Annotated in this window: 24 protein-coding genes; 10 read left to right on the forward strand and 14 right to left on the reverse strand. The window is 58.9% G+C overall.

Annotated features, from left to right (window positions below; translation table 11 throughout):
• Positions 1–12: 12 nt before the first annotated feature.
• Positions 13–471 carry a CopD family protein gene (locus tag LOY43_RS06325; protein WP_095049126.1) on the reverse strand — a complete coding sequence of 153 codons (459 nt, stop codon included), beginning with the start codon at positions 469–471 and terminating at the stop codon, positions 13–15.
• Between the two features lie 99 nt (positions 472–570).
• On the opposite strand from LOY43_RS06325, the gene dinG reads away from it, so the two are divergent.
• The 5 genes from dinG to pdxH all read left to right on the forward strand — a co-directional run bounded on the left by dinG (position 571) and on the right by pdxH (position 8,520).
• Positions 571–2,715: an ATP-dependent DNA helicase DinG gene (gene dinG, locus LOY43_RS06330; RefSeq protein WP_007918588.1), complete on the forward strand. Its 2,145-nt coding sequence runs from the start codon at positions 571–573 to the stop codon at positions 2,713–2,715.
• A 95-nt stretch (positions 2,716–2,810) separates the two neighbouring features.
• Positions 2,811–5,291: a beta-galactosidase gene (locus tag LOY43_RS06335; RefSeq protein WP_258709356.1), complete on the forward strand. Its 2,481-nt coding sequence runs from the start codon at positions 2,811–2,813 to the stop codon at positions 5,289–5,291.
• Positions 5,292–5,482: 191 nt separating this feature from the next.
• Positions 5,483–6,628 (forward strand): serine hydrolase domain-containing protein, encoded by a 1,146-nt coding sequence (locus LOY43_RS06340; RefSeq protein WP_220558235.1) that lies wholly within the window; start codon positions 5,483–5,485, stop codon positions 6,626–6,628.
• A 113-nt stretch (positions 6,629–6,741) separates the two neighbouring features.
• On the forward strand, positions 6,742–7,848 hold the full coding sequence (locus tag LOY43_RS06345; RefSeq protein WP_258709357.1) for an OmpA family protein: 1,107 nt from the start codon (positions 6,742–6,744) through the stop codon (positions 7,846–7,848).
• A 24-nt stretch (positions 7,849–7,872) separates the two neighbouring features.
• Positions 7,873–8,520, forward strand: a complete 648-nt coding sequence (gene pdxH / locus LOY43_RS06350) for a pyridoxamine 5'-phosphate oxidase (RefSeq protein ID WP_258709358.1) — start codon at positions 7,873–7,875, stop codon at positions 8,518–8,520.
• A gap of 5 nt (positions 8,521–8,525) precedes the next feature.
• Here pdxH and LOY43_RS06355 read toward each other — a convergent pair whose 3' ends face one another.
• Positions 8,526–8,762: a hypothetical protein gene (locus tag LOY43_RS06355; protein WP_095049130.1), complete on the reverse strand. Its 237-nt coding sequence runs from the start codon at positions 8,760–8,762 to the stop codon at positions 8,526–8,528.
• Between the two features lie 179 nt (positions 8,763–8,941).
• Here LOY43_RS06355 and LOY43_RS06360 point away from each other — a divergent pair, with 179 nt between their 5' ends.
• On the forward strand, positions 8,942–9,406 hold the full coding sequence (locus LOY43_RS06360) for a glycine zipper 2TM domain-containing protein (protein ID WP_007918566.1): 465 nt from the start codon (positions 8,942–8,944) through the stop codon (positions 9,404–9,406).
• 76 nt (positions 9,407–9,482) lie between these two features.
• Here the strand turns inward: LOY43_RS06360 and LOY43_RS06365 are convergent, their stop codons facing one another.
• From LOY43_RS06365 to nhaA, 5 genes are all read right to left on the reverse strand, one after another.
• Positions 9,483–9,734: a pyocin S6 family toxin immunity protein gene (locus LOY43_RS06365; RefSeq protein ID WP_095049131.1), complete on the reverse strand. Its 252-nt coding sequence runs from the start codon at positions 9,732–9,734 to the stop codon at positions 9,483–9,485.
• A gap of 27 nt (positions 9,735–9,761) precedes the next feature.
• Positions 9,762–10,007 carry a colicin E3-like toxin immunity protein gene (locus LOY43_RS06370; RefSeq protein WP_034154981.1) on the reverse strand — a complete coding sequence of 82 codons (246 nt, stop codon included), beginning with the start codon at positions 10,005–10,007 and terminating at the stop codon, positions 9,762–9,764.
• Between the two features lie 55 nt (positions 10,008–10,062).
• Positions 10,063–10,317, reverse strand: coding sequence for a colicin E3-like toxin immunity protein (locus tag LOY43_RS06375; protein ID WP_095049132.1), 255 nt, complete (start codon positions 10,315–10,317; stop codon positions 10,063–10,065).
• 7 nt (positions 10,318–10,324) lie between these two features.
• Entirely contained in the window at positions 10,325–11,539 is a 1,215-nt protein-coding gene (locus LOY43_RS06380) for an S-type pyocin domain-containing protein (RefSeq protein ID WP_258709359.1), read from the reverse strand.
• A gap of 171 nt (positions 11,540–11,710) precedes the next feature.
• On the reverse strand, positions 11,711–12,895 hold the full coding sequence (gene nhaA, locus LOY43_RS06385; protein ID WP_095049134.1) for a Na+/H+ antiporter NhaA: 1,185 nt from the start codon (positions 12,893–12,895) through the stop codon (positions 11,711–11,713).
• A gap of 250 nt (positions 12,896–13,145) precedes the next feature.
• Between nhaA and LOY43_RS06390 the strand changes: the two genes are divergently transcribed.
• On the forward strand, positions 13,146–14,240 hold the full coding sequence (locus LOY43_RS06390; RefSeq protein WP_258709360.1) for a PLP-dependent cysteine synthase family protein: 1,095 nt from the start codon (positions 13,146–13,148) through the stop codon (positions 14,238–14,240).
• A 115-nt stretch (positions 14,241–14,355) separates the two neighbouring features.
• Here the strand turns inward: LOY43_RS06390 and LOY43_RS06395 are convergent, their stop codons facing one another.
• From LOY43_RS06395 to LOY43_RS06405, 3 genes are all read right to left on the reverse strand, one after another.
• Complete coding sequence (locus LOY43_RS06395; RefSeq protein WP_258709361.1) at positions 14,356–15,969, reverse strand: NAD(P)/FAD-dependent oxidoreductase; 1,614 nt, start codon at positions 15,967–15,969, stop codon at positions 14,356–14,358.
• 97 nt (positions 15,970–16,066) lie between these two features.
• Complete coding sequence (locus LOY43_RS06400) at positions 16,067–16,720, reverse strand: COG3650 family protein (protein WP_095125620.1); 654 nt, start codon at positions 16,718–16,720, stop codon at positions 16,067–16,069.
• 59 nt (positions 16,721–16,779) lie between these two features.
• On the reverse strand, positions 16,780–17,379 hold the full coding sequence (locus LOY43_RS06405; RefSeq protein ID WP_258709362.1) for a short chain dehydrogenase: 600 nt from the start codon (positions 17,377–17,379) through the stop codon (positions 16,780–16,782).
• 104 nt (positions 17,380–17,483) lie between these two features.
• Here LOY43_RS06405 and LOY43_RS06410 point away from each other — a divergent pair, with 104 nt between their 5' ends.
• Entirely contained in the window at positions 17,484–18,398 is a 915-nt protein-coding gene (locus LOY43_RS06410) for a LysR family transcriptional regulator (protein ID WP_258709363.1), read from the forward strand.
• 113 nt (positions 18,399–18,511) lie between these two features.
• Here LOY43_RS06410 and LOY43_RS06415 read toward each other — a convergent pair whose 3' ends face one another.
• The 4 genes from LOY43_RS06415 to LOY43_RS06430 are packed head-to-tail and all read right to left on the reverse strand — an operon-like array spanning position 18,512 to position 20,958.
• Positions 18,512–18,988, reverse strand: a complete 477-nt coding sequence (locus LOY43_RS06415; RefSeq protein WP_095125618.1) for a DoxX family protein — start codon at positions 18,986–18,988, stop codon at positions 18,512–18,514.
• Entirely contained in the window at positions 18,985–19,743 is a 759-nt protein-coding gene (locus LOY43_RS06420) for a DUF2063 domain-containing protein (protein ID WP_095049141.1), read from the reverse strand. Before LOY43_RS06420 ends, LOY43_RS06415 begins: the two co-directional genes overlap by 4 nt.
• Positions 19,740–20,627 carry a DUF692 domain-containing protein gene (locus LOY43_RS06425; protein WP_095125616.1) on the reverse strand — a complete coding sequence of 296 codons (888 nt, stop codon included), beginning with the start codon at positions 20,625–20,627 and terminating at the stop codon, positions 19,740–19,742. The genes LOY43_RS06420 and LOY43_RS06425 overlap by 4 nt, the downstream gene beginning before the upstream one ends.
• Positions 20,628–20,652: 25 nt before the next feature.
• Entirely contained in the window at positions 20,653–20,958 is a 306-nt protein-coding gene (locus LOY43_RS06430; RefSeq protein ID WP_095049143.1) for a DUF2282 domain-containing protein, read from the reverse strand.
• A gap of 267 nt (positions 20,959–21,225) precedes the next feature.
• Here LOY43_RS06430 and LOY43_RS06435 point away from each other — a divergent pair, with 267 nt between their 5' ends.
• Together LOY43_RS06435 and LOY43_RS06440 are read left to right on the forward strand one after the other, a co-directional pair.
• On the forward strand, positions 21,226–21,477 hold the full coding sequence (locus tag LOY43_RS06435; RefSeq protein ID WP_093438705.1) for a hypothetical protein: 252 nt from the start codon (positions 21,226–21,228) through the stop codon (positions 21,475–21,477).
• Positions 21,478–21,509: 32 nt separating this feature from the next.
• Entirely contained in the window at positions 21,510–21,776 is a 267-nt protein-coding gene (locus LOY43_RS06440; RefSeq protein WP_256579902.1) for a phosphopantetheine-binding protein, read from the forward strand.
• The last annotated feature ends 67 nt before the right edge of the window (positions 21,777–21,843 follow it).

Here is a 21,843-nt window from a genome sequence, read left to right on the forward strand (position 1 = left end):
GCGTGGGAACGATCACGGCCTCGCCGCCGCAATCGCCACCAACACCACCCCCACAATCAGATTAAGCCCCACCACCCGGCGAATTCGCCCCAGCACCGCCGCACCCGCCGGCCAGTCCTTTGCATCAACCGCCGTGCGCAATTCCGGCAGCATCAACCCCTGAATGCGGATAAACAGCGCAGTCATCACCACGTACAAGCCCATCATCACCTGCACATACTTCGGCGCGGTCTCAAACCCGACCTGCTGCAAATGCAGCATGCCCACGCCGCTGATCGGCAACAGAATCACCGCGACCCAGACCCACCGAAAAAAACCTTGAAACACTTCCACCCACAAGGTCAGGCGGGCAGGGCCGTCTAGGGCCTTCACAGCCGCAGGGCGCAGGACCATCCAGGCGAAAAACATGCCGCCGACCCACACCAGGGCGGACAGCACATGCAGGGGGTAAACGAGGCTAAAAGGTGTCATTGGGGCACTCCGTTCTGCGCGGGATTAATTAGCGGGGTATGATAGCCGCCATCCGAAACCACTGAAAATTTATCCAGCGTTTTTTGCGCCCGACAATCCATGATCAGTACTGAACTCAAAACCACGATCCAGGGCGCCTATTCGCGTTTTCTAGAGGCCAAGAGCCTCAAACCGCGTTACGGCCAGCGCCTGATGATCGCTGAAATCGCCAAAGTCCTCGGGGATATCGACACCGACGACGAAGGCCGGCGCAGTGGCGACCCCGCGATTGTCGCGGTGGAAGCCGGTACCGGTACCGGCAAGACAGTGGCCTACAGCCTGGCCGCGATCCCCACCGCCAAACTGGCCGGCAAACGCCTGGTCATTGCCACCGCGACCGTCGCTCTGCAGGAGCAGATCGTCTACAAGGATTTGCCCGACCTGATGCGCAACAGCGGGCTGAATTTCAGCTTCGCCCTGGCCAAGGGCCGTGGCCGCTACATGTGCCTGTCCAAGCTCGACATGCTCTTGCAGGAAGGCCACGCGCAAACCGCCACTGCCCAGCTGTTCGAAGAAGAAGGCTTCAAGATCGAGGTCGATGAGGCCAGTCAAAAGCTGTTCACCAGCATGATCGAAAAGCTCGCCGGCAATAAGTGGGACGGCGACCGTGATAGCTGGCCGAATGCACTGGAAGATGCCGATTGGGCGCGCCTGACCACCGATCACAGCCAGTGTACCAACCGCCATTGCCCGAACTTCGGCCAGTGCGCCTTCTACAAGGCCCGCGAAGGTATGGGCAAGGTCGACGTGATCGTCACCAACCACGACATGGTCCTGGCTGACCTTGCACTGGGCGGCGGCGCGGTGTTGCCGGATCCGCGCGACACCATTTACGTGTTCGACGAAGGCCATCACCTGCCGGACAAGGCCATCGGCCACTTCGCCCATTACACGCGCCTGCGTTCCACCGCCGACTGGCTGGAAACCACCGCGAAGAACCTGACCAAACTGCTGGCCCAGCATCCGCTGCCAGGCGATCTTGGCAAATTGATCGAACAAGTTCCGGAACTGGCGCGTGAGATCAAGGCTCAGCAACAGTTCATGTTCAGCGCCTGCGAGCAGGTCGCCGATTTCAAACCCGGCGAAGACGTCGAGGGTCGCGAGCGGCCACGGCATCGCTTCGTCGCCGGGGTGATTCCCGAGCACATGCGCGAAATGGGCATCGAGCTGAAAAAAGGCTTTGCTCGTCTCAATGATCTGTTCACCCGTCTGACCGACCTGCTCAAGGAAGGCATGGACGGCGAGGTCAACATCGGCATCGCCAGCAATCAGGCTGAGGAATGGTATCCGCTGTTCGGCAGCCTGTTGTCGCGTGCCTCCGGCAACTGGGAGCTGTGGACTGCGTTCACCGCCGAAGACCCGGAAGACAGCCCGCCGATGGCGCGCTGGCTGACTCTGGCCGAAAGCGGTTCGCTGTTCGATATCGAGGTCAATGCCAGCCCGATCCTGGCGGCAGAAACCTTGCGCCGCAGCTTGTGGAACGTGGCTTACGGCTGTCTGGTGACCTCGGCGACCCTCACGGCGCTGGGCACTTTCGACCGCTTCCGCATGCGCGCCGGCCTGCCGAAAAAGGCCGTCACGGCTGTGGTGCCGAGCCCGTTCCATCACGCCGACGCCGGTGTGTTGCGGGTGCCGGACCTGAAAGCCGATCCACGCGATGCCGCCGCACACACGGCAGCGATCATCCGTGAGTTGCCCGATCTGGTCGAAGGCTCGCGCGGCACCCTGGTGTTGTTCTCCTCGCGCAAACAGATGCAGGACGTGTTCGACGGTCTCGACCGCGACTGGCGCAAGCAAGTGTTCATTCAAGGCAACCTGTCGAAACAGGAAACCCTGAACAAGCACAAGGCGCGGGTCGACGGCGGTGATTCCAGCGTGCTGTTCGGTCTAGCCAGTTTCGCCGAAGGGGTGGACTTGCCGGGTGCGTACTGTGAACACGTGGTAATCGCCAAGATCCCGTTCTCGGTCCCGGACGATCCGGTCGAAGCGGCGTTGTCGGAATGGATCGAGGCCCGTGGCGGCAATCCGTTCATGGAAATCTCCGTGCCCGACGCTTCGCTGAAACTGGTTCAGGCCTGCGGGCGGCTGCTGCGCACCGAAGAAGACCGCGGCACCATCACTTTGCTCGATCGGCGTCTGGTCACCCAGCGCTACGGCAAGGCGATCCTCAATGCGTTGCCACCTTTCCGTCGTGAAATATCCTGAGACAACGGTGGGCAGTTTTGCCCGCCGTGTTGTCTATCTCTCTGCCATCGCTTTTCCATTGGCCATTGTTGGTCGTTAGGGAGAACTCCGTTCTTATGATCCGCCGTTCGTTGCCTGCCGTATTTGCCTTGATCTTCGCTGCCCCGTTGCTGGCAGCGCCCGCCGGTCAGCAGACCCTGTTCAACTTTGTCCGTCCTGCCGACGTGGTGAAAATCGCCACCGAAAACGCTGATCTGCCGCAAGCCAACGCCGAGCAAACGCCTGAGGGCGAAGTGCTGCGCCGGGTGACGTTCAACCCGGTGGCCCGCCCGACCTTGCGTCTGACGCCGCAGACCGGGGCTTGGGACTGGTCGCAGTCAGGCATGATGACTTTGCGTTTGCAGAGCGCAATGGACTGGGCGGTGACGGTCTATGTGCAAATCCAGAGCAACGACGGTCGCACCCTGGTCAGCCGCGTCGACCTGCCGGCCGGGCCTGCGCAGACCCTGTTGGTGCCGCTGGTGGCATCGTCACCGCTGAGTCTTGGCATGAAAGCCGGGCCACCCATGCCAATGACGGTCGATGGTCAGCGGATCCTGCTGGCCAGCAGCAGCGGGGAGATCGATCGCAGCCAAGTGGTTTCGGTGAGCTTGTCTTTGGATCAGCCGAAAGTCGCGCAGAGTTTGCTGCTGGAGCGTTTCGGTGTGCAGAACGGCGAATCGGTCACCCAGGCCGTTTACGGCAATCTGGTCGACGCCTACGGGCAATCGACGCGCAGCAAGTGGCCGGAAAAAATCAGCAACGACGAACAACTGAAATCTGCCGCCGCCAAGGAACAGCAACAGCTGAAAACCTGGCTGGCCGAGCGTGAAAAGTCTTCGCTGGACAAATTCGGCGGCTGGAACAAAGGCCCGGCGTTCAAGGCCAGCGGTTTCTTCCGTACTGAAAAGCGTGATGGCCGCTGGTATCTGGTCACGCCTGAAGGTCATCCGTTTTACTCGCTGGGCGTGAACACCGTCAGCCCCCAGGTCAACCAAACCTACGTGGCTGGCCGTGAGTACATGTTTGAATCCCTGCCTAAACCTGAAGAACCGTTGGCCAAGCATTTTGGCGAGGGTGACAACCGTGGCGGCAACGGTGTTGATCAGGGCCGGGGATACGGCAACGGGCGCTGGTACGACTTCTATGGCGCCAACCTGCAGCGCGTGTACGGTGAACCGTGCAAAGCCGACAGTGAGAGCAAGTCCGGAGTCGCCGAAGCGGCCAAGTCTGCCGCCGCTGAAACGGCCGCAGTGAACTCGGCTGAACCTGTCTCGGTGCCTGCGGAGCCGAAGTCCGGTGTCGCTGAGGCAGCCAAAACTGAAACCGTACAAGCGACGGCGGAAAAGGCTGCTGAGCCGTGTAAGGCCACCATTGATGAGCAACAGTGGGCCAGCCACACGCTCGATCGCCTGCAAGCCTGGGGCTTCAACACGGTTGGTAACTGGAGTGCCGATTCGCTAAGTGATGCCGAGCGTGTGCCTTACACCTTGCCGCTGTCGATCGTCGGTGACTACACCAGCATCAGCACCGGCAGCGACTGGTGGGGCGGTATGCCGGATCCGTTTGATCCGCGTTTCGCCATGGCCACCGAGCGCGCTGTCGCCATCGCCGCCCGCGATCACCGCGACGATCCGTGGCTGATCGGCTACTACGCCGACAACGAACTGGCGTGGGCCGGTCCCGGCGATGATCCGAAATCCCGCTACGCGCTGGCCTATGGCACCCTGAAAATGACCACCGACGTGCCAGCAAAGCGAGCGTTCCTCAAGCAATTGCGCGACAAGTATCGCAATCAGGCGGGGCTGTCGAAGGCGTGGGGCATTGATCTGCCGGCGTGGGAATTGATGGAAGACCCGGGTTTCGTGCCACCACTGCCGAACCCGGAACATCCGGAAATCGAGGCTGACTTCAAATATTTCCAGAAAGTCTTCGCCGACACTTACTTCAAAACTATCTCCGACTCGCTGAAATGGCACGCGCCGAACCAGTTGCTGCTTGGCGGTCGCTTCGCCATCAGCACCCCTGAAGCTGTAGCCTCCTGCGCGCAGTATTGCGACGTGTTGAGTTTCAACATGTACACGCTGAAACCGCAGGACGGTTATGACTTTGCCGCACTGGGCGCTTTGGACAAACCGGTAATGATCACCGAATTCAACTTTGGCTCAGCGGATCGTGGCCCGTTCTGGGGCGGCGTCACGCAACTGGCCAAGGAAGAAGATCGCGGCCCGGCCTACGCCAACTTCCTCAAACAAGCGCTGAGTGAACCGTCGATTGTTGGCGTGCATTGGTTCCAGTATCTGGACCAACCGGTAACCGGCCGTCTGCTTGATGGTGAGAATGGCCACTTCGGTCTGGTGGGAGTGACGGATCTGCCGTATCAGGGCTTCGTCGAGTCAGTGCGCAAGAGCAATCTGCAGGCCATTGATCAGCTTGGCAAAGAGGCCGAGAAAGCCGCCGCTGCGGCGGGGCATGAGGCTGAGGGCGGGCGCAAAGGCGAGGCCGGTAAAGGGCCGGGGGCAGGGCATGCCGGTGGGCATTCGGGGAATGGTCATTAACGTGTGATGCTTTAAAAAGATCGCAGCCTGCGGCAGCTCCTACAGAGGAATGCGATCTCATGTAGGAGCTGCCGCAGGCTGCGATCTTTTGACTTGGCTTTTAACCGTCTGGCCCGCAGCTGTTCCCAAATCCCTCTAGGGCTGGAACAATGCGGGCCACTTTGTAGAGCGTTTTCGCGGGGGAGTTGCGGGTGCAGATTCAGGGACATTACGAGCTTCAATTCGAAGCGGTGCGCGAAGCCTTTGCTGCACTGTTCGACGATCCCCAGGAACGCGGCGCAGCCCTGTGCATCAAGGTCGGTGGAGAAACCGTCCTCGACCTCTGGTCCGGTACCTCCGACAAGGATGGCGCCGAGGCCTGGCACAGCGACACCATCGCCAACCTGTTCTCCTGCACCAAAACCTTCACCGCCGTCACCGCCCTGCAACTGGTCGGTGAAGGCAAGCTGCAACTGGATGTTCCGGTCGCCCGCTACTGGCCGGAATTCGCCGCTGCCGGCAAAGAATCCATCACCCTGCGCCAATTGCTTTGCCATCAGGCCGGTCTGCCGGCGCTGCATGAGCTGCTGGCGCCGGAAGCCCTCTACGATTGGCAAACCATGGTCGACGCCCTCGCGGCTGAAACACCGTGGTGGACGCCGGGCACTGGTCACGGCTATGCCGCGATCACGTACGGCTGGCTGATCGGCGAATTGCTGCGCCGCGCTGACGGTCGCGGGCCTGGCGAATCCATCGTCGCCCGTGTCGCCAAGCCGTTGGGACTGGATTTCCACATCGGTCTGGCTGACGAAGAATTCCACCGGGTGGCGCATATCGCTCGCGGCAAGGGCAATACTGGTGATGCCGCCGCGCAACGCCTGCTGCAAGTGACCATGCGCGAACCGGCCGCCATGACCACTCGCGCTTTTACCAATCCGCCCTCGGTGCTCACCAGCACCAACAAACCGGAGTGGCGACGCATGCAGCAACCGGCGGCCAATGGCCACGGGAATGCGCGCAGTCTGGCCGGTTTCTACGCTGGTTTGCTCGACGGCAGCCTGCTCGAAAGCGACATGCTCGAAGAGCTGACCCGCGAACACAGCCTCGGCGAAGACAAGACTTTGTTGACCCAGACCCGTTTCGGTCTGGGCTGCATGCTTGATCAACCGGATGTGCCCAACGCCACTTACGGCCTCGGCCCACGTGCGTTCGGCCATCCGGGCGCGGGCGGTTCCATCGGTTTTGCTGACCCCGAGCATGATGTCGCGTTTGGTTTTGTGACAAATACCCTTGGGCCGTACGTCTTGATGGATCCCCGCGCGCAGAAGCTCGCGCGGGTGCTTGCCACTTGTCTGTAAAGTTTCATCCGAGGTCCCAGGGTCGGAACCTCAAGCGGTTTTTCGTTTCAAAACGGCTGTTTATCCGGGCGAAAGTGCTCTGATTTTTCATTACTTCATTTTGTGGATTTTCAATGTCATCTAAAAAGACCCTCGCCCTGGCCCTGTGTGTAGCGATCACCGGTTGTGCACAGACCCCGAAAAACGATGCGGACGGCGGTAGTTGGTGGCCGTTCGGTTCTTCCGACAAGGTCGCGGCCAAGGAGCCAGCTCCGGCCCCCGCCCCGCTGAAACCTGCGGCCTCCGCACCCGTGGCCAAGACTCAAAGCAGCAGCCCGTGGTACTGGCCGTTCGGTTCCGATGATGAAGCGGCCAAGGCCGATATGAAGGCTGAAGTCGCCCCGGAAGCGAAAAAAACGGTCACCGTGGCCAAAGCTGAAGCCGACGCGGGTGGCAAATGGTGGTGGCCGTTCGGCGGTAAGGATCAACCCACCACCAAAGCCGTGCCGATGCCGGATCCGAAAGTGACCCAGGCCTGGCTCGACGACTACGAACCGCGCCTGCGTGAAGCGGTCAAGGACAGCAATCTGCAACTCGAACGCCGTGAAAACGTGCTGGTCGTGACTGCACCGGTCGAAGGCTCGTTCAATCCGGATCGTCCCGCCATGCTGCTGCCGGTCACCCTCGGTCCGTTCACCCGAGTGGCGAAAATCCTCGAAGCCGACCCGAAAACTGCCGTGCTGGTCCTTGGCCACAGCGATTCCAGTGGTGCCGCGCCTGCCAACATCAAACTCAGCCAGGAACGTGCCCAGTCCATTGCGGCGATCTTCCGTCTCAGCGGCTTGCAGCGTGATCGCCTGATGCTGCGCGGCATGGGTTCGGAAGCGCCGCGTGCGGCCAACGACAGCGTTGAAGGTCGTGCCCTGAACCGTCGTGTCGAACTGCTGGTGACCCCGCAGAACACCATGGTTGCGCTGCTGAGCAAGTACAACATGCCAACGCCGAAGCCAGTGACCATGGTCGCCGCGCAAGACGTCAAGCCAGCCGCCAAACCGGTAACTCCAGCGCCTGCTGCGAAAAAAGCGGCTGTTCCGGCAACCAAGAAGGCTCCGGTGAAAAAAGCGGCTGCCAAGGCACCGGCCAAAAAAGCCCCAGCCAAAGCCCCAGCGAAAAAGACTGCGCCAGCCAAAGCCGCCGCGACCGACAAGAAAGTCGCCGCGACCGATGCCACCAAGAAGTGATCCGCTAACGAAAAGGAATGCGCCATGACCCAGGCTCTGGCAGATATGCGTCGTGATTACACCCGGGATGGTCTGACCGAGGCGCAAGCCCCGGCCGAGCCGTTTGCGTTGTTCCACCAGTGGTTCGCCGACGCGGTGAAAACCGAACAGGCGCCGGTGGAAGCCAACGCCATGACCCTGGCCACGGTCGACCAGGATGGGCGACCGCACTGTCGCATTCTGCTGCTCAAGGGCCTCGATGAGCAGGGGTTCACCTTCTTCACCAACTACGACAGCGCCAAGGGCCAGCACCTGGCGGCCAACCCGTTTGCCGCCATGACTTTTTTCTGGCCCACCCTCGAACGCCAGGTGCGCATCGAAGGGCGGGTGGTGAAGGTCACGCCCGCGGAGTCGGATGCGTATTATCAGGTGCGTCCGCTGGGCAGCCGTCTCGGTGCCTGGGCATCACCGCAGAGCCGGGTGATCAACGGGCGCGGTGAACTGGAAGATTTGCTCAAGGCCACCGAGCAGCGTTTCTCCGATACTCAGCCCGACTGCCCGCAACACTGGGGTGGTTACCGCTTGCTGCCTGAGCGCATCGAATTCTGGCAGGGCCGTCCGAGCCGTCTGCACGATCGCCTCAACTACCGTGTGCAGGGCGCCGACTGGATTCTTGAACGTCTGGCACCCTGAGCAGTCTACCGAGCGGGATAGCCTGCCGCAGCGGCCTCCAGCCACTTCGGCAGATCCCGGCGCTTGATCTTCTGCATCTGAGCATTCGCTAACTGTTTGAGCATGAAGGCGCGTTTGCCTTCATCCTTGCCCGCCAGTGACAGCGCCAGGTCGCGATCCATCCAGCGTTTGATCCGCACGTACAACCACCAATGGAAGTACAAACCGGCGGCAGTGGTGACGACGATGATGAAGTAATCCATGAAAATCCTTGGTGTCGGTGGCGCAGAATCGGTAATTTGGCGCTACTGTAGGCCTACATCAGGGGGAGCGTGCAGGTGTCTGTACCGCGCCTGAATGAAAGCCAATTTATCCGGGCGGTGTCGTGACAGGCGTCAAGCCACGGAGTTTAATGACTATATGTTTCTTTGGAGTTGATGCTATGCGTAAGTCTGTTCTGCTGGTTGCTTCCTTTTCCACGATGGCGATGTTGCTTACCGGCTGCCAATCGAGCCTGACCGGTGACTCCTACTCCCGTGACGAAGCGCGTCGCGTGCAGACGATTCGCATGGGCACCATCGAATCCCTGCGTCCGGTGAAAATCGAAGGCACCAAAACCCCGATCGGTGGCCTCGCTGGTGCAGCGGTCGGCGGCGTTGGCGGCAGCGCCATCGGCGGCGGCAAGGGCAGCATCGTTGCCGCGGTTATCGGTGCGGTGGCGGGTGGTCTGATCGGTTCGGCCACGGAAGAAGGCCTGACTCGTACGCAAGGTGTGGAAATCACCGTGCGTGAAGACGACGGCAGCATGCGTGCCTATGTGCAGCAGGTTCAGGAGAATGAAGTGTTCCGCGTTGGCGAGCGCGTGCGCATCTCCACCGTTGGCGGGACCAGCCGCGTTTCGCACTAAGCGGAATTCAGGGTAAAGAAAACCCCGATCAGGTGACTGGTCGGGGTTTTTTGTTTTTTGCTTCCCAATTCGGTAGTCAGTAATCAGCACCGGTGCCCATGAAGAACTCCAAACCCTTCGGGAGGCTAACTTTGAGAAGAGTTTTCAGCGCAGTGACTTGATCTGTAGTCAATAACAGCTCCCCGGGTTCCAATTCATTCAGGGGCTTGGATTCAATGAGCTGTGCAACTTTTTCGTTCATCTCGCTATCTTTTATATGTAACTCGAATTGCAAAGAGTCATCTTGAGCGTCATCAGGGTAAAAGCCGGTTATCGAAAGGTAGCGCATTAAATTTCAATAGCCTGTTTGTCGGTATTAACTGTAGTCAAACGAAATTTGATAGTCGTTGGCACTCAGAATGATTTGATGTTGAAAGTATGGCTGAATGGTCGCAACCCACTTCTCGACGACGTTGAAGCTGCCATTATTGATGTTGCCCTCCACCGGAATGCCTAAGGCATTCAGTACTGATTCATCATCCCCCAGATCTTTTGACGACTCCTCGCCCTGCAATTGCAGGGTTGCTGTGTCGTACCACTCCAGTCTCAGTTCTAGTCCCATATCTCTTCCTCACAGATATCTTTTTTTGATATTTTTTCGGGTATTGAATGGGTATCTACCAGTTGTCGCGGTATACGAATGATATCTGATAGTCGTAAGACGAATATTGGATGAAGTGCTGGAAGTACGGTTGAAGAATCTTTAACCAATCGGATTTAACATCAAATCCGCCATTATTTATGTTTCTGGCAGGCGACAGGCCTAACGCTTCAATTAGTGAGCAGTCCTCACCAAAATCTTTCGACAGCTCCTCTCCTTCACCCAGTTCGGTTTGCTTGTCATACCATTCAAGCCTGGCCTTCAGTCCCATGTAATCCTCATAAATATTTTTTGATATTTCGTTTCTTTTTGGGCGGATCTATCTGTTCGCCAGTCCTATGATCGAAAGAGCCTAAATGGCTGCCATCGCTTGCGCGGTATGCTTCAAGTTCACCGTGCAGATAGTCCCATTCGTATATTATCCGGCCTTTCGCGTTGATCCAGCGATCCCGAAGCCCTCCGTTGTATGGTGTTTTCTTTTTTGCTCTTCTCAAATCAGGAAAGGCTGTTATATCCACCGTTTCAGGAGCTGGGTGATAGGTATGACCCTCTTCGGCGGTACCTTTCGCAGCGCTGACAACAATGTAAATCGGTTTTACTCCCGACCCCACCGGAAAAACCAGAATGAAATCCCGGTACTCCGGCGGATAAACCGGATTCACCAGAATCCCGTCCGCTGCTTTCGTCGGCGGATACACCCAGATATGCGGCGCTTGCGGTGCAGCCTCCAGCGCGGGGATGCCAAGGATGTCCGAGCCATCCACGGCAGGCGTCCAGATCAGTTCTACGCCTTCGCCCAAGTCAGCAATGAACCGGCTGTCACGCAACTTGAACTGCACGACATCAACCATTTCCCAATCGCGATTCTTGCCGGTGTAGAAACCGTAGCCCTTCAGGCTGCCGTCGGCCTGCTGTTCGACCCTCAGCCGAACACGCGTTCGCGCCTGTTCAAGTCCACGCAGTTGTTCGTCGGTATAGAGCGCACTGTCGCCAAGACTCGATGGCATGAACAGCGCAACCAAACCAACTAAAGGCGCAACAGCCGCGCTTGATACAGCAGCGGGCAGTGCTTCAAACACCGATCCCGCCAGAGCCAGACTGCCAAATCCGGCCGGAATAGCGGTTGCGCCGATTTTCTTGAGCGGAACTGCGCCGCTTTCATCGGCCTCACGCGCGCCCAGCAGAATCAGATCGCCGTAATCCTTCAGGCTGTCGGTCGGCACCATCCCCGAAGGACTCGAGTAATCGATAATCGCATCCGGCAATTTGCAGGACTTGGCGAATACGCAGCCGGCGCGAACGGGATCGGCTTTTTTGACCGCCACCTCACGACTGCGCTCGAAAGCCTCCTGCCGCGCCAGCATGGCGTCGTAAGCGTTTTGTCTGGCATCGCGCTCGGCCAGTTCAGTGGCCGTCATGTAGCGGTAGGTGACGTGATGCCCGTCGCCTTGCGGTGGGTTTTGAACCCGAGGAATGTCCTTGTTGCCAGCCACTGATCGTCCTTTCGTTCATCCATCGACAGCCCTTCGCAAAGGGCTGCGCAACGTTAACGAAGCAGGAAAATGGTGGCTGTAGGACGCGTCGCTAAAGACGTGAGGATTGTTCGCTGTGTAACGGGAACGCAGGAAGTTTGTGGCGAGGGTGCTTGACCCTCGCCACAGAGGTTATATCGGTTGGGAGTTCTTGCGACTCGCCGCCGCCGTCACCGCATAACCAATCAACGCCGCCAGAATCGACCCGGTCAAAATCCCCATCCGGTCCATGCCAGCGTAATCACTCACACCCGGTTCAAACGCCAGCGAGCCGACAAACAGGCTCATAGTGAAGCCAATGCCGCACAGGATCGCCACGCCCAGCACCTGACCCCAGTTGGCACCTTGGGGCAGGGCGGCGATGCCGGTTTTGACCGCGAGCCAAGTCAGGCCGAACACGCCGACGGTCTTGCCCAGCAGCAGGCCCACCGCGATGCCCATCGGCACATGGTGAGTGAAGCTTTCCACGGTGACACCGCTCAGCGACAGGCCGGCGTTGGCGAAGGCGAACAGCGGCAGGATGCCGTAGGCCACCCATGGGTGCAGCGCATGTTCGAGGGTCAGCAACGGCGACGGTTCGGCGTTTTTCGTGCGCAGCGGGATGCAGAAGGCCAGGGTTACGCCAGCCAGCGTTGCGTGGACACCACTCTTCAGTACGCAGACCCAGAGGATCAAACCGATGATCATGTACGGCCCAAGCTTGACCACCCCGAGCCGGTTCATCGCCACCAGCGCCGCGATGCACGCTGCTGCAAGGCCCAGGGAAAGAGTCGAGAGTTCGCCGGAGTAGAAGATGGCGATGATCACGATGGCGCCGAGGTCATCGATGATCGCCAGGGTCATCAGGAACAGTTTCAGCGACACCGGTACGCGCTTGCCGAGCAGTGCAAGCACGCCGAGGGCGAAGGCGATGTCGGTCGCGGTCGGGATTGCCCAGCCGTCGAGGGCTGCCGGATTGTCGCGGTTGAGGAACCAGTAGATCAGCGCCGGCACCAGCATGCCGCCGATCGCGGCTGCACCGGGCAGGACGATCTGCGACGGTTTAGACAGCTGACCGTCAAGGACTTCGCGCTTCACTTCCAGGCCGATGAGCAGGAAGAACATCGCCATCAGACCGTCGTTGATCCACAGCAGTAGGGGTTTAGCGATTTTCAACGCACCGATCTGCGCCACCACCGGGGTGTCGAGCAGGCCGGTGTACAGCCACGACAGCGGCGAGTTGTTGATAATCAGAGCCAGGATGGCCGCGGCGATCAATAACAGACCGCTGGCAGCTTCCAACTGAAAGAAACGCGTGAAAGTGCTACGCAGAGGCAAGGTCGCTCTCCATCGATAAAGTAAAAAGGTGGGACACCCTAACCCGTACTGTTAGTTGTTAAAACAAAAGTTATATTCTTTTTTGTTATATGTCGTTACAAGGTGTCTGGCTCAAGCCACGCTGAGCCTAGCAGTTGCCTGACATATTGAGACTCAGCTGTATCTGTGCGCGCTATAGGATTTTTCCTAAGCTGATGAGTGAGCCATTCGAACAGATTCATCTCCTGCCGATTCAACGAGAACCATCACCATGAGCGACAACCGACAGTGGGCCCGCGAAGCGATCCGCATCATCGAAGCGGATTTTCAGCGCAGCGCCGACACCCACCTGATCCCTTTGCCGCTGCCGGGTTTTGCGGGCATCGAGTTGTACTTCAAGGATGAGTCCAGCCATCCGACCGGTAGCCTCAAACATCGTCTGGCCCGCTCGCTGTTTCTCTATGCGCTGTGTAACGGCTGGCTCAAACCCGGCGCGCCAGTGATCGAGGCGTCCAGCGGTTCGACGGCGATTTCCGAAGCGTATTTCGCGCGGATGCTCGGCCTGCCGTTTATTGCGGTGATGCCGGCGACCACGTCCAAAGAGAAGATCGCGCAGATCGCGTTCTACGGTGGCCAGAGCCATCTGGTGAAAGATCCGACGCAGATCTACGCCGAATCCGAGCGCCTGGCCCGCGAACATGGTGGCCACTTCATCGACCAGTTCACCTACGCGGAACGCGCGACTGACTGGCGCGCAAACAACAACATTGCCGAATCGATTTTCCAGCAGATGCGCTATGAGCAACACCCGGAACCGAGCTGGCTGATTTCCAGCCCCGGCACTGGCGGCACCACCGCAACGCTTGGCCGCTACGTGCGCTATCGCCAGCACTGCACCCGCGTGTTGTGCGCCGATGCCGAGCGTTCGGTGTTCTTCGATTACTACCAAACGGGCGATGCGAGTTTGCGCCTGGACTGCGGTTCGCGCATTGAAGGCATTGGCCGGCCGCGCGTTGAGGCGTCGTTCCTGCCGAAGGTGATCGATGCAATGGTCAAAGTGCCGGATGCCTTGTCGCTGGCCGCTATGCATTATCTGGCGCAGCGCCTAGGACGGCATGTTGGCGGGTCGAGCGGGACCAATCTGATCGGTGCGTTGATGGCGGCGCAGCAGATGAAAGCGGCGGGGGAGTCGGGGTCGATCGTGGCGATTCTGTGCGATGGCGGCGAGCGGTATGCCGACACCTATTACGATCAGGATTGGTTGAAGGCGCAGGGGTATGAACTGGCTGGATTGATCGACGCAGTGGCGGCGAGTGCCGAGCGGGGTGAGGCGCTGCCGACTTCAGTACAGCGCGCCAATATCTGATGCAGCGAAATCAACTGTAGGAGTGAGCCTGCTCGCGATAGCGGTACTCCATTCAACATCAATGTTGAATGGAGTACCGCTATCGCGAGCAGGCTCACTCCTACAGGGTTTTGTGTCAGTCAGTCAGGCCGAGGATGTCCCGTGCCACGGCTTCGGCAATGCGAATCCCGTCAACACCCGCCGACAGAATGCCGCCCGCATAACCCGCGCCTTCACCGGCCGGGAACAAGCCCTTCACGTTCATGCTCTGCAGCAATTCATTACGGGTAATGCGCAGCGGCGATGAAGTGCGCGTCTCGATCCCGGTCAACACTGCGTCGTGCAGCGAATAACCGCGAATCTGCTTTTCGAACGCCGGCAAGGCTTCACGAATCGCTTCGATGGCGAAGTCCGGTAGAGCCAAGGCCAGATCACCCAGCGCCACCCCCGGTTTGTACGACGGCTCGACTTCGCCCAGTTCGGTCGATGGGATGTCGTTGATGAAGTCGCCAACCAGTTGCGCCGGCGCCTTGTAATCGCTGCCGCCGAGGATAAAGGCGTGGGATTCCAGGCGTTCCTGCAACTCGATCCCGGCCAGCGGGCCGCCCGGGTAATCGACTTCCGGCGTAATCCCGACAACGATGCCTGAGTTGGCATTGCGCTCGTTACGCGAGTACTGGCTCATGCCGTTGGTGACCACGCGATTCGGCTCGGAAGTCGCCGCGACCACGGTGCCGCCCGGGCACATGCAGAAGCTGTAGACCGAGCGGCCGTTCTTGGCGTGGTGCACCAGTTTGTAGTCGGCAGCCCCGAGTTTCGGGTGGCCAGCGTATTTGCCCAGACGTGCACGGTCGATCAGCGATTGCGGGTGTTCGATGCGAAAACCCACCGAGAACGGCTTGGCTTCCATGAACACGCCACGGCTGTGGAGCATGCGGAAGGTGTCACGGGCACTGTGGCCGAGGGCCAGAACCACGTGTTTCGAATGCAGGGTTTCGCCGCTCGCCAGTTGCACGCCGACCAATTGGCCGTCTTCGATCAGCACGTCGGTGACGCGTTCCTGGAAGCGCACTTCGCCGCCCAGTTCGCGGATCTGCTCGCGCATGTTTTCAACCATGCCGGTCAGACGGAACGTACCGATGTGCGGCTTGCTGACGTAGAGGATTTCTTCCGGTGCACCGGCCTTGACGAACTCGTGCAGGACTTTGCGGCCGAGAAACTTCGGGTCCTTGATCTGGCTGTACAGCTTGCCGTCGGAGAACGTGCCCGCACCGCCTTCGCCAAACTGCACGTTGGATTCCGGGTTGAGCACGCTTTTACGCCACAGGCCCCAGGTGTCTTTGGTGCGCTGGCGGACTTCGGTGCCGCGTTCGAGGACGATCGGCTTGAAGCCCATTTGCGCCAGCAGCAGGCCGGCGAAGATCCCGCACGGGCCGAAACCGACAACGATCGGACGCTGGCTCAGGTCGCTCGGCGCCTGACCGACGAATTTGTAGCTGACATCCGGCGCCACGTTGACGTTACGGTCATCGGCGAACTTGCCCAACACGTTGGCCTCGTCGCGTACGTTGAGGTCGATGGTGTAGATGAAGCACAGTTCGGAGGACTTTTTGCGCGCATCGTAGCTGCGCTTGAACAAGGTGAAATCGAGCAAATCATCGCTGGCGATGCCCAGGCGTTGCACGATGGCAACGCGCAGGTCTTCTTCGGGATGGTCGATTGGCAGCTTGAGTTCAGTGATTCGTAACATGGCGAGGATCCGGGTTCGCGGGGCGCACAACTGCGCCAGGGCGTTTGAAGGCCGCGATTATAAGCCGCAAAGGCCGGATCCGGTGAGGCTAAAACGCTCAGTCGTTGCGCGATCCGCCGAAATACCCGCAACCACGCTGCACCTGGCCGTCGATGCGCAACTCGGCGCTCATGTGCTGCACGCTGCCGGTGCTGCTGTCGACGCAGCGTTGCGGCGCGACCCACAATTCGATGCGCTGGTTGTTGGCTTCGCTGCTCAGATTGAAGCGGCCATCGCCCAATTGATCTTCAATATACGGCACAGCAAGTGGCGGCTGACCTTCGCGGTCGATGACCATGCCTTTGCCGCTGACTTTGACGTTCCATTCCGGGCCGTGGCCGGTGGCGCGCAGGATCAGCAGTTTGAAGTTGGGGTCATCGCAGGCAGTGCCGGAGCGTTCGACGCGATACAGCTGCGTCAGATCGAGTCGATCACCGGCGACTTTGCCGCGAACGTCGGCAAACAGTTTGCCTTGCTCGTCCGCGAGGGTCGCGGCTTCCTGCAGAATGCTGGTGCCACCCATGTCATTGACGACGAGTTGGCGCTGATCCTGGCATGGCTGGAACACCAGTTTGCCGTCAGCGGCGGTCAGTTGCCCCTGCATCCGCGTCTGCCCGACGTGCGAGGCACTTTCTCGCTGGCCATCGAACAACTGGCAAGCGGCAAACAACGGCAGCAGGGCAATAACGACTAACGAACGGGCAACACGCATCTTCGGCTCTCCAGACAAGTGCCGCCACGTTACGCAGCCTGACCGTTCATCACAAGGGTTTAGCCCACGTGAGATGTCTGACCTGTCTGCAAGCCTTCGACACTTTTCGCGTAGGCCAGCGCCACATCCGCCGCAGGAACCGGCTTGTAACCACGGAAATACGGGGCGTAGCTACCCATGGCTTCCAGCAGTACGGTCGGGCTGATCGAGTTCACTCGCAGGCCGCGTGGCAATTCGATCGCGGCGGCGCGGACGAAGCTGTCGAGGGCGCCGTTGACCAGCGCTGCCGAGGCACCGCTGCGAATCGGATCGTGGCTGAGCACTCCGGTGGTGAAGGTGAATGACGCGCCGTCATTGGCGAATTCGCGACCGATCAGCAGCAGATTGACTTGGCCCATCAGTTTGTCTTTAAGCCCGAGGGCGAAGCTGTCTTCAGTCATCTCACCCAGCGGTGCGAAGGTCACGTTTCCGGCAGCGCAGACCAGTGCATCGAACTTGCCGGTCTTTTCGAACAATTTGCGGATCGATGCGCTGTCGCTGATATCCACCTGCAAGTCACCGCTGGTGCGGCCAATGCGGATGACTTCATGGCGTTGCGACAGTTCTTTGTCCACCGCTGAACCAATGGTGCCGCTAGCGCCTATCAACAGAATCTTCATCGTGCCGTACCTCAAGTGATTGAACGAGGTTTCAGTCTAGAGTGGTTTTTTCTGTGGATAAGCGCGCTAATAGGCAACCTTTGGTTTTCAAATGGAAACAATCCATGAGCGAAATGGATGATCTGGCGGCGTTCGCGGTGTTGATCGAAGCGGGCAGTTTCACTTTGGCGGCGCAGCAGTTGGGTTGCAGCAAGGGCCAGTTGTCCAAACGCATCAGCCAGCTCGAAGCGCAGTTTTCCGTTGTGTTGCTGCAACGCACCACCCGGCGCTTGAGCCTGACTGCGGCGGGCGCTGCGTTACTGCCGCAGGCGCAGGCGCTTGTAGTCCAGGTCGAAAAAGCGCGTCAGGCATTGGCGCGATTGAAGGACGATATGGCCGGACCGGTGCGTATGACCGTGCCGGTGTCGCTGGGCGAAACCTTCTTTGATGGTCTGTTGTTGGAGTTCTCGCACAAATACCCCGAGGTGCAGATCGAGCTTGAGTTGAATAACAGTTACCGCGATTTGTCTCGGGACGGGTTTGATCTGGCGATCCGTAGCGAAGTGGCCAACGACGAGCGACTGGTCGCCAAACCGTTACTGGCATGGCAGGAAATGACCTGCGCGAGCCCTGCTTACCTCGAACGCTTCGGTGAACCGTTGACGCCGCAGGTACTGGCCGAGCATCGGTGCTTACTCAACAGCCACTACAGCGGGCGTGAGGAATGGCTTTATCACCAGCAACACGAATTGCTGCGGGTGCGGGTGTCGGGACCGTTTGCCAGCAACCATTACAACTTGCTGAAGAAAGCCGCGCTTAGCGGCGCCGGTATCGCGCGACTGCCTTCCTACTTGCTGCAAGCGGAATTGGCTGACGGTCGATTGCGCTGGCTCCTGCGCGATTTTCAGACCCGGCGCATGCCGATGTACCTGGTGCATCCGTATCAGGGCGGACTGCCGAAGCGCACGCAAGTACTCGCTGACTATCTGATCGGCTGGTTCAGACGCAGCGGTGAGGCGCTGGATCGCCTTCAGCGCTGATCATATGAACGTAAACCCAATGTAGGAGCTGCCGAAGGCTGCGATCTTTTGATTTTTTTTTTCAAAGCAAGATCAAAGGATCGCAGCCTTCGGCAGCTCCTACAGGTCGGCGTTCAGTTGGCGAAATGGCGGGCGATCAGATGATCAATCGACAACTTGCCCGGCCCCGTCGCCATCAGGTACAGCAACACCGCCGCCCAGGTGCCGTGGGTCGGATAGGCATCGGGATACACAAACAGTTGAATGGTCAGGGTCATCCCCAACAGCGCCAACGCCGAAAAACGCGTAGCGAAGCCGATCAGAATCAGCAGCGGAAAAAAGTGCTCGGCGAACGCGGCCATGTGCGCGGCAATCTCTGGCGACAATAACGGCACGTGGTATTCGCTCTTGAACAACGGAATCGTCGAGTCGGCCAGACGTGGCCAGCCGAGTTGAAAAGTGCCGTCAATCAAATCAATGGCCAAACCTTCAACCTTGGTCTGTCCTGATTTCCAGAACACCGCGGCAATCGAGAAACGCGCAATGAACGCGATCAGGCTGTGGGGGATTTTTTCCAGCAGCGCGATGGCGCGGGTGATGAGCGTTTTCATGGCAGTTCCTTGTTATTCAAGTGGGTAATGGCGTTGTGCGCGATCAGCAAGCCAAGGGTTTGCGCGAGGTCGAACTCAGGGCTGTTTTCCGCCGCTTTCAGCAGTGGCTGGCCATCGATCAGGTTGCGGATAAACGTACTGGCGCCGGGGTCAACGGCAAACACTTCGACGTCCAGGCCATTGCGCAATACCAGCGCGTGTTGCCTTTGGTTGATGTCGATGCCCTCCAGTGTCGCGTCGTGTTGATGTGCGCCCCAGATCGCCACCACGGCATAGGTTGAGTCGAGCAGGTGCAGGGAGGGATGAAGGTCGAGGCGCAGCTCACTCAGCGTTTGCGCATCAGTCAGTGCTGCCGTGATTTCTTCTGGCCGGACGGGCAGGGCGTCGGCGGCGTGATAGGCGAGGGTGCGCAGGTGCTCAAGGCGCGCCACGTCGGCCAGATAAGGCACGCTGCCGGCCGGTTCAAACGCTGCAATGAAGTCCGCCAATTGTTCGCCGTAGCGGCTCATCAACCGACTTTGCGGCGGTTGCTGTTGTACGAAAACGGCCGCCATGGCGCGGAAGAATTCTTCGCCCACCAATTGCGCAACCACCGGATAGCTGTCGCCCAACGCATTGCTCAGCGAGCCCTGCACGTTGTTGCGATACACCGCGAAACGGCTCGCCGGATCAGCGCCGTTGGCACTGCACAGACCTTCGGGGCAGGGCAGCCGCGTGTCGATGAGCGCAGCCGCGAAAGCGCGTTGAGTGCTCATGTGCGGCCTCCGGCATCGCGCAAAAGCGCATCAGCCTGTTGCGCCTCGGACAGCAGCACCGTGAACGCCGGCACTTGATTGTCGCGTTCGATCAATGTCGCCACCGGGCCGGTGCGCTGCAGCACTTGCCGGTACAAACCCCAGACGGCTTGATCGATCGGCGCGCCGTGATCATCGATCAGCAAACGGTCGCCGAGGCTGTCGCTATCTTCGGCAAAACCGGCCAGATGAATCTCGCCAACCCTGTGCAGGGGCAGGGCATCGAGATACGCCAGCGGATCACGCTGATGGTTCACACAGGAAACGTAGACATTGTTGACGTCGAGCAACAGGCCACAGCCGCAGCGGCGAATGACCTCTGCGATGAAGTCTGCCTCATCGATCGTCGAGCGCTCGAACGCCAGATAGGTTGCCGGATTCTCCAGCAGCATGGGTCGTTGGAGGGTGTTCTGCACCTGATCGATATGTTCGCAGACGCGGTTCAGCGTCGGCGTGTCATAGGCCAGTGGCAGCAGGTCATTGAGAAACACCGGGCCGTGGCTCGACCAGGCCAGATGCTCGGAAAAGGATTGAGGTTGATAGCGCCGAATCAGTTCGGCGAGGCGCTTGAGGTGCTGTTCATCCAGCGGCTCTTCAGCACCGATGGACAAGCCGACACCGTGCAGCGACAGCGGATACTGCTCGCGGATCAAACCGAGAAAATGATGAAACGGACCGCCGGCCACCATGTAGTTTTCGGCGTGGACTTCGAAGAAGCCGATGTCCGGTTGTGAGCCGAGCACTTCACGAAAGTGCCCGGTCTTGAGTCCCAGCCCGGCACGGGGCGGGAGCCCGGAGAGGGCTGCCTGAGTGCGGGGTTGGGCATGGTCATTGAGGGTGAGCATGATCGTCACTCAGGCAGTTCGCGGATCAGGACTTGGCTTTGAACGCTTCCATCTGACCGAAACCGGTCGGCGAGGTCTTGCTCTCGGTGGTGGCGCAGGTGCCTTTCGGAACGAGTTTCCAGGCGTTGGCTTGGTAGTCCGTTTTCGACGTGCCGGCACAAGTGGTGCCTGCGCCTGCGGCGCAATCGTTGTGACCTTTCATGGCCACGCCGAAGCATTTTTCCATGTCGGCGTCAGCGGCGTGGACGGTCGATACAGCAGCCATGCTCAGGGCAGAACCGAGGGCCAGAACCAGGGCAGTGGCGGACAGGGTGCGAGTGGTAGCAGTCATGATGTTTCTCCAGTCTTGTTCAGGGTTTTTACAAGCGGTTTGTGCTTGCTTACCCCTCTAGAGAACGCTCACTGCGATGCGTTACAGCAACGCTCAAATCTTTTCCAAAAGAACCAACGCACGTCGCCGGTGGGAGCAGAGATAGCCCGAGGGAATTGAATAATGGTTATCGTGAACGGTTATTAAAAACTGTCATTTCTGACAGTTGGCAGGGTTTTTCGACTGAGTATATTGGGCTTGTGGCGGTACACATCAGGGAGAAAGACCATGAATTTGTCCGAATTGAAAAAGCTCGTGCAAGCCAGGATCGACGAGAAGGCCAATATCATCCTGGATGAAAAGGTTGTTAATGACGGCGCTGCATTTGGTGAACTGCAGATCTATTTTTGCCTGCGTCGCATTCTGAATAAAAAAGCCACTCTTGAAGATTTTGGTGTCTTGCACGCGGTGAGTGATTTGCTGCAGGCGACGGGTGTTATTTCTGCGAATCAGACGCTGGGATCAAGAGTTGCCCCCTGATTCGGGACGTTTCCTCGCGGCAGGAACCTTCAATGAAAAGTGAGGTGTTGGAAATGGACGATGTAGAGCAACAAGTGAGAAAGTTTGTCGCTGATTATTTTGAAATCAATGAGGACCAAGTCAAAAATGAAAGCAGCTTCGTCGGTGATCTGGGGTTGGACGACGTGGACAAGCTTTATTTGATGATGGTGATTGTGAATGAGTTTGGTATGGAGATCCCGGAGTATGAATCCATGGCTTTTACAACGGTGCAGGACGTGATCAATTATCTACGCGAAGAAAACGTCAATGATCAGTAAAACATGGCAGCCTGTTATGAACCGCCAAAGTCCGGTCCCCAAGGGAGGAATGCCAGGCACAAAAAAA

The organism is Pseudomonas sp. B21-041 (assembly GCF_024748675.1).
In the GTDB taxonomy this organism is placed as follows: Bacteria; Pseudomonadota; Gammaproteobacteria; order Pseudomonadales; family Pseudomonadaceae; genus Aquipseudomonas; species Aquipseudomonas neuropathica.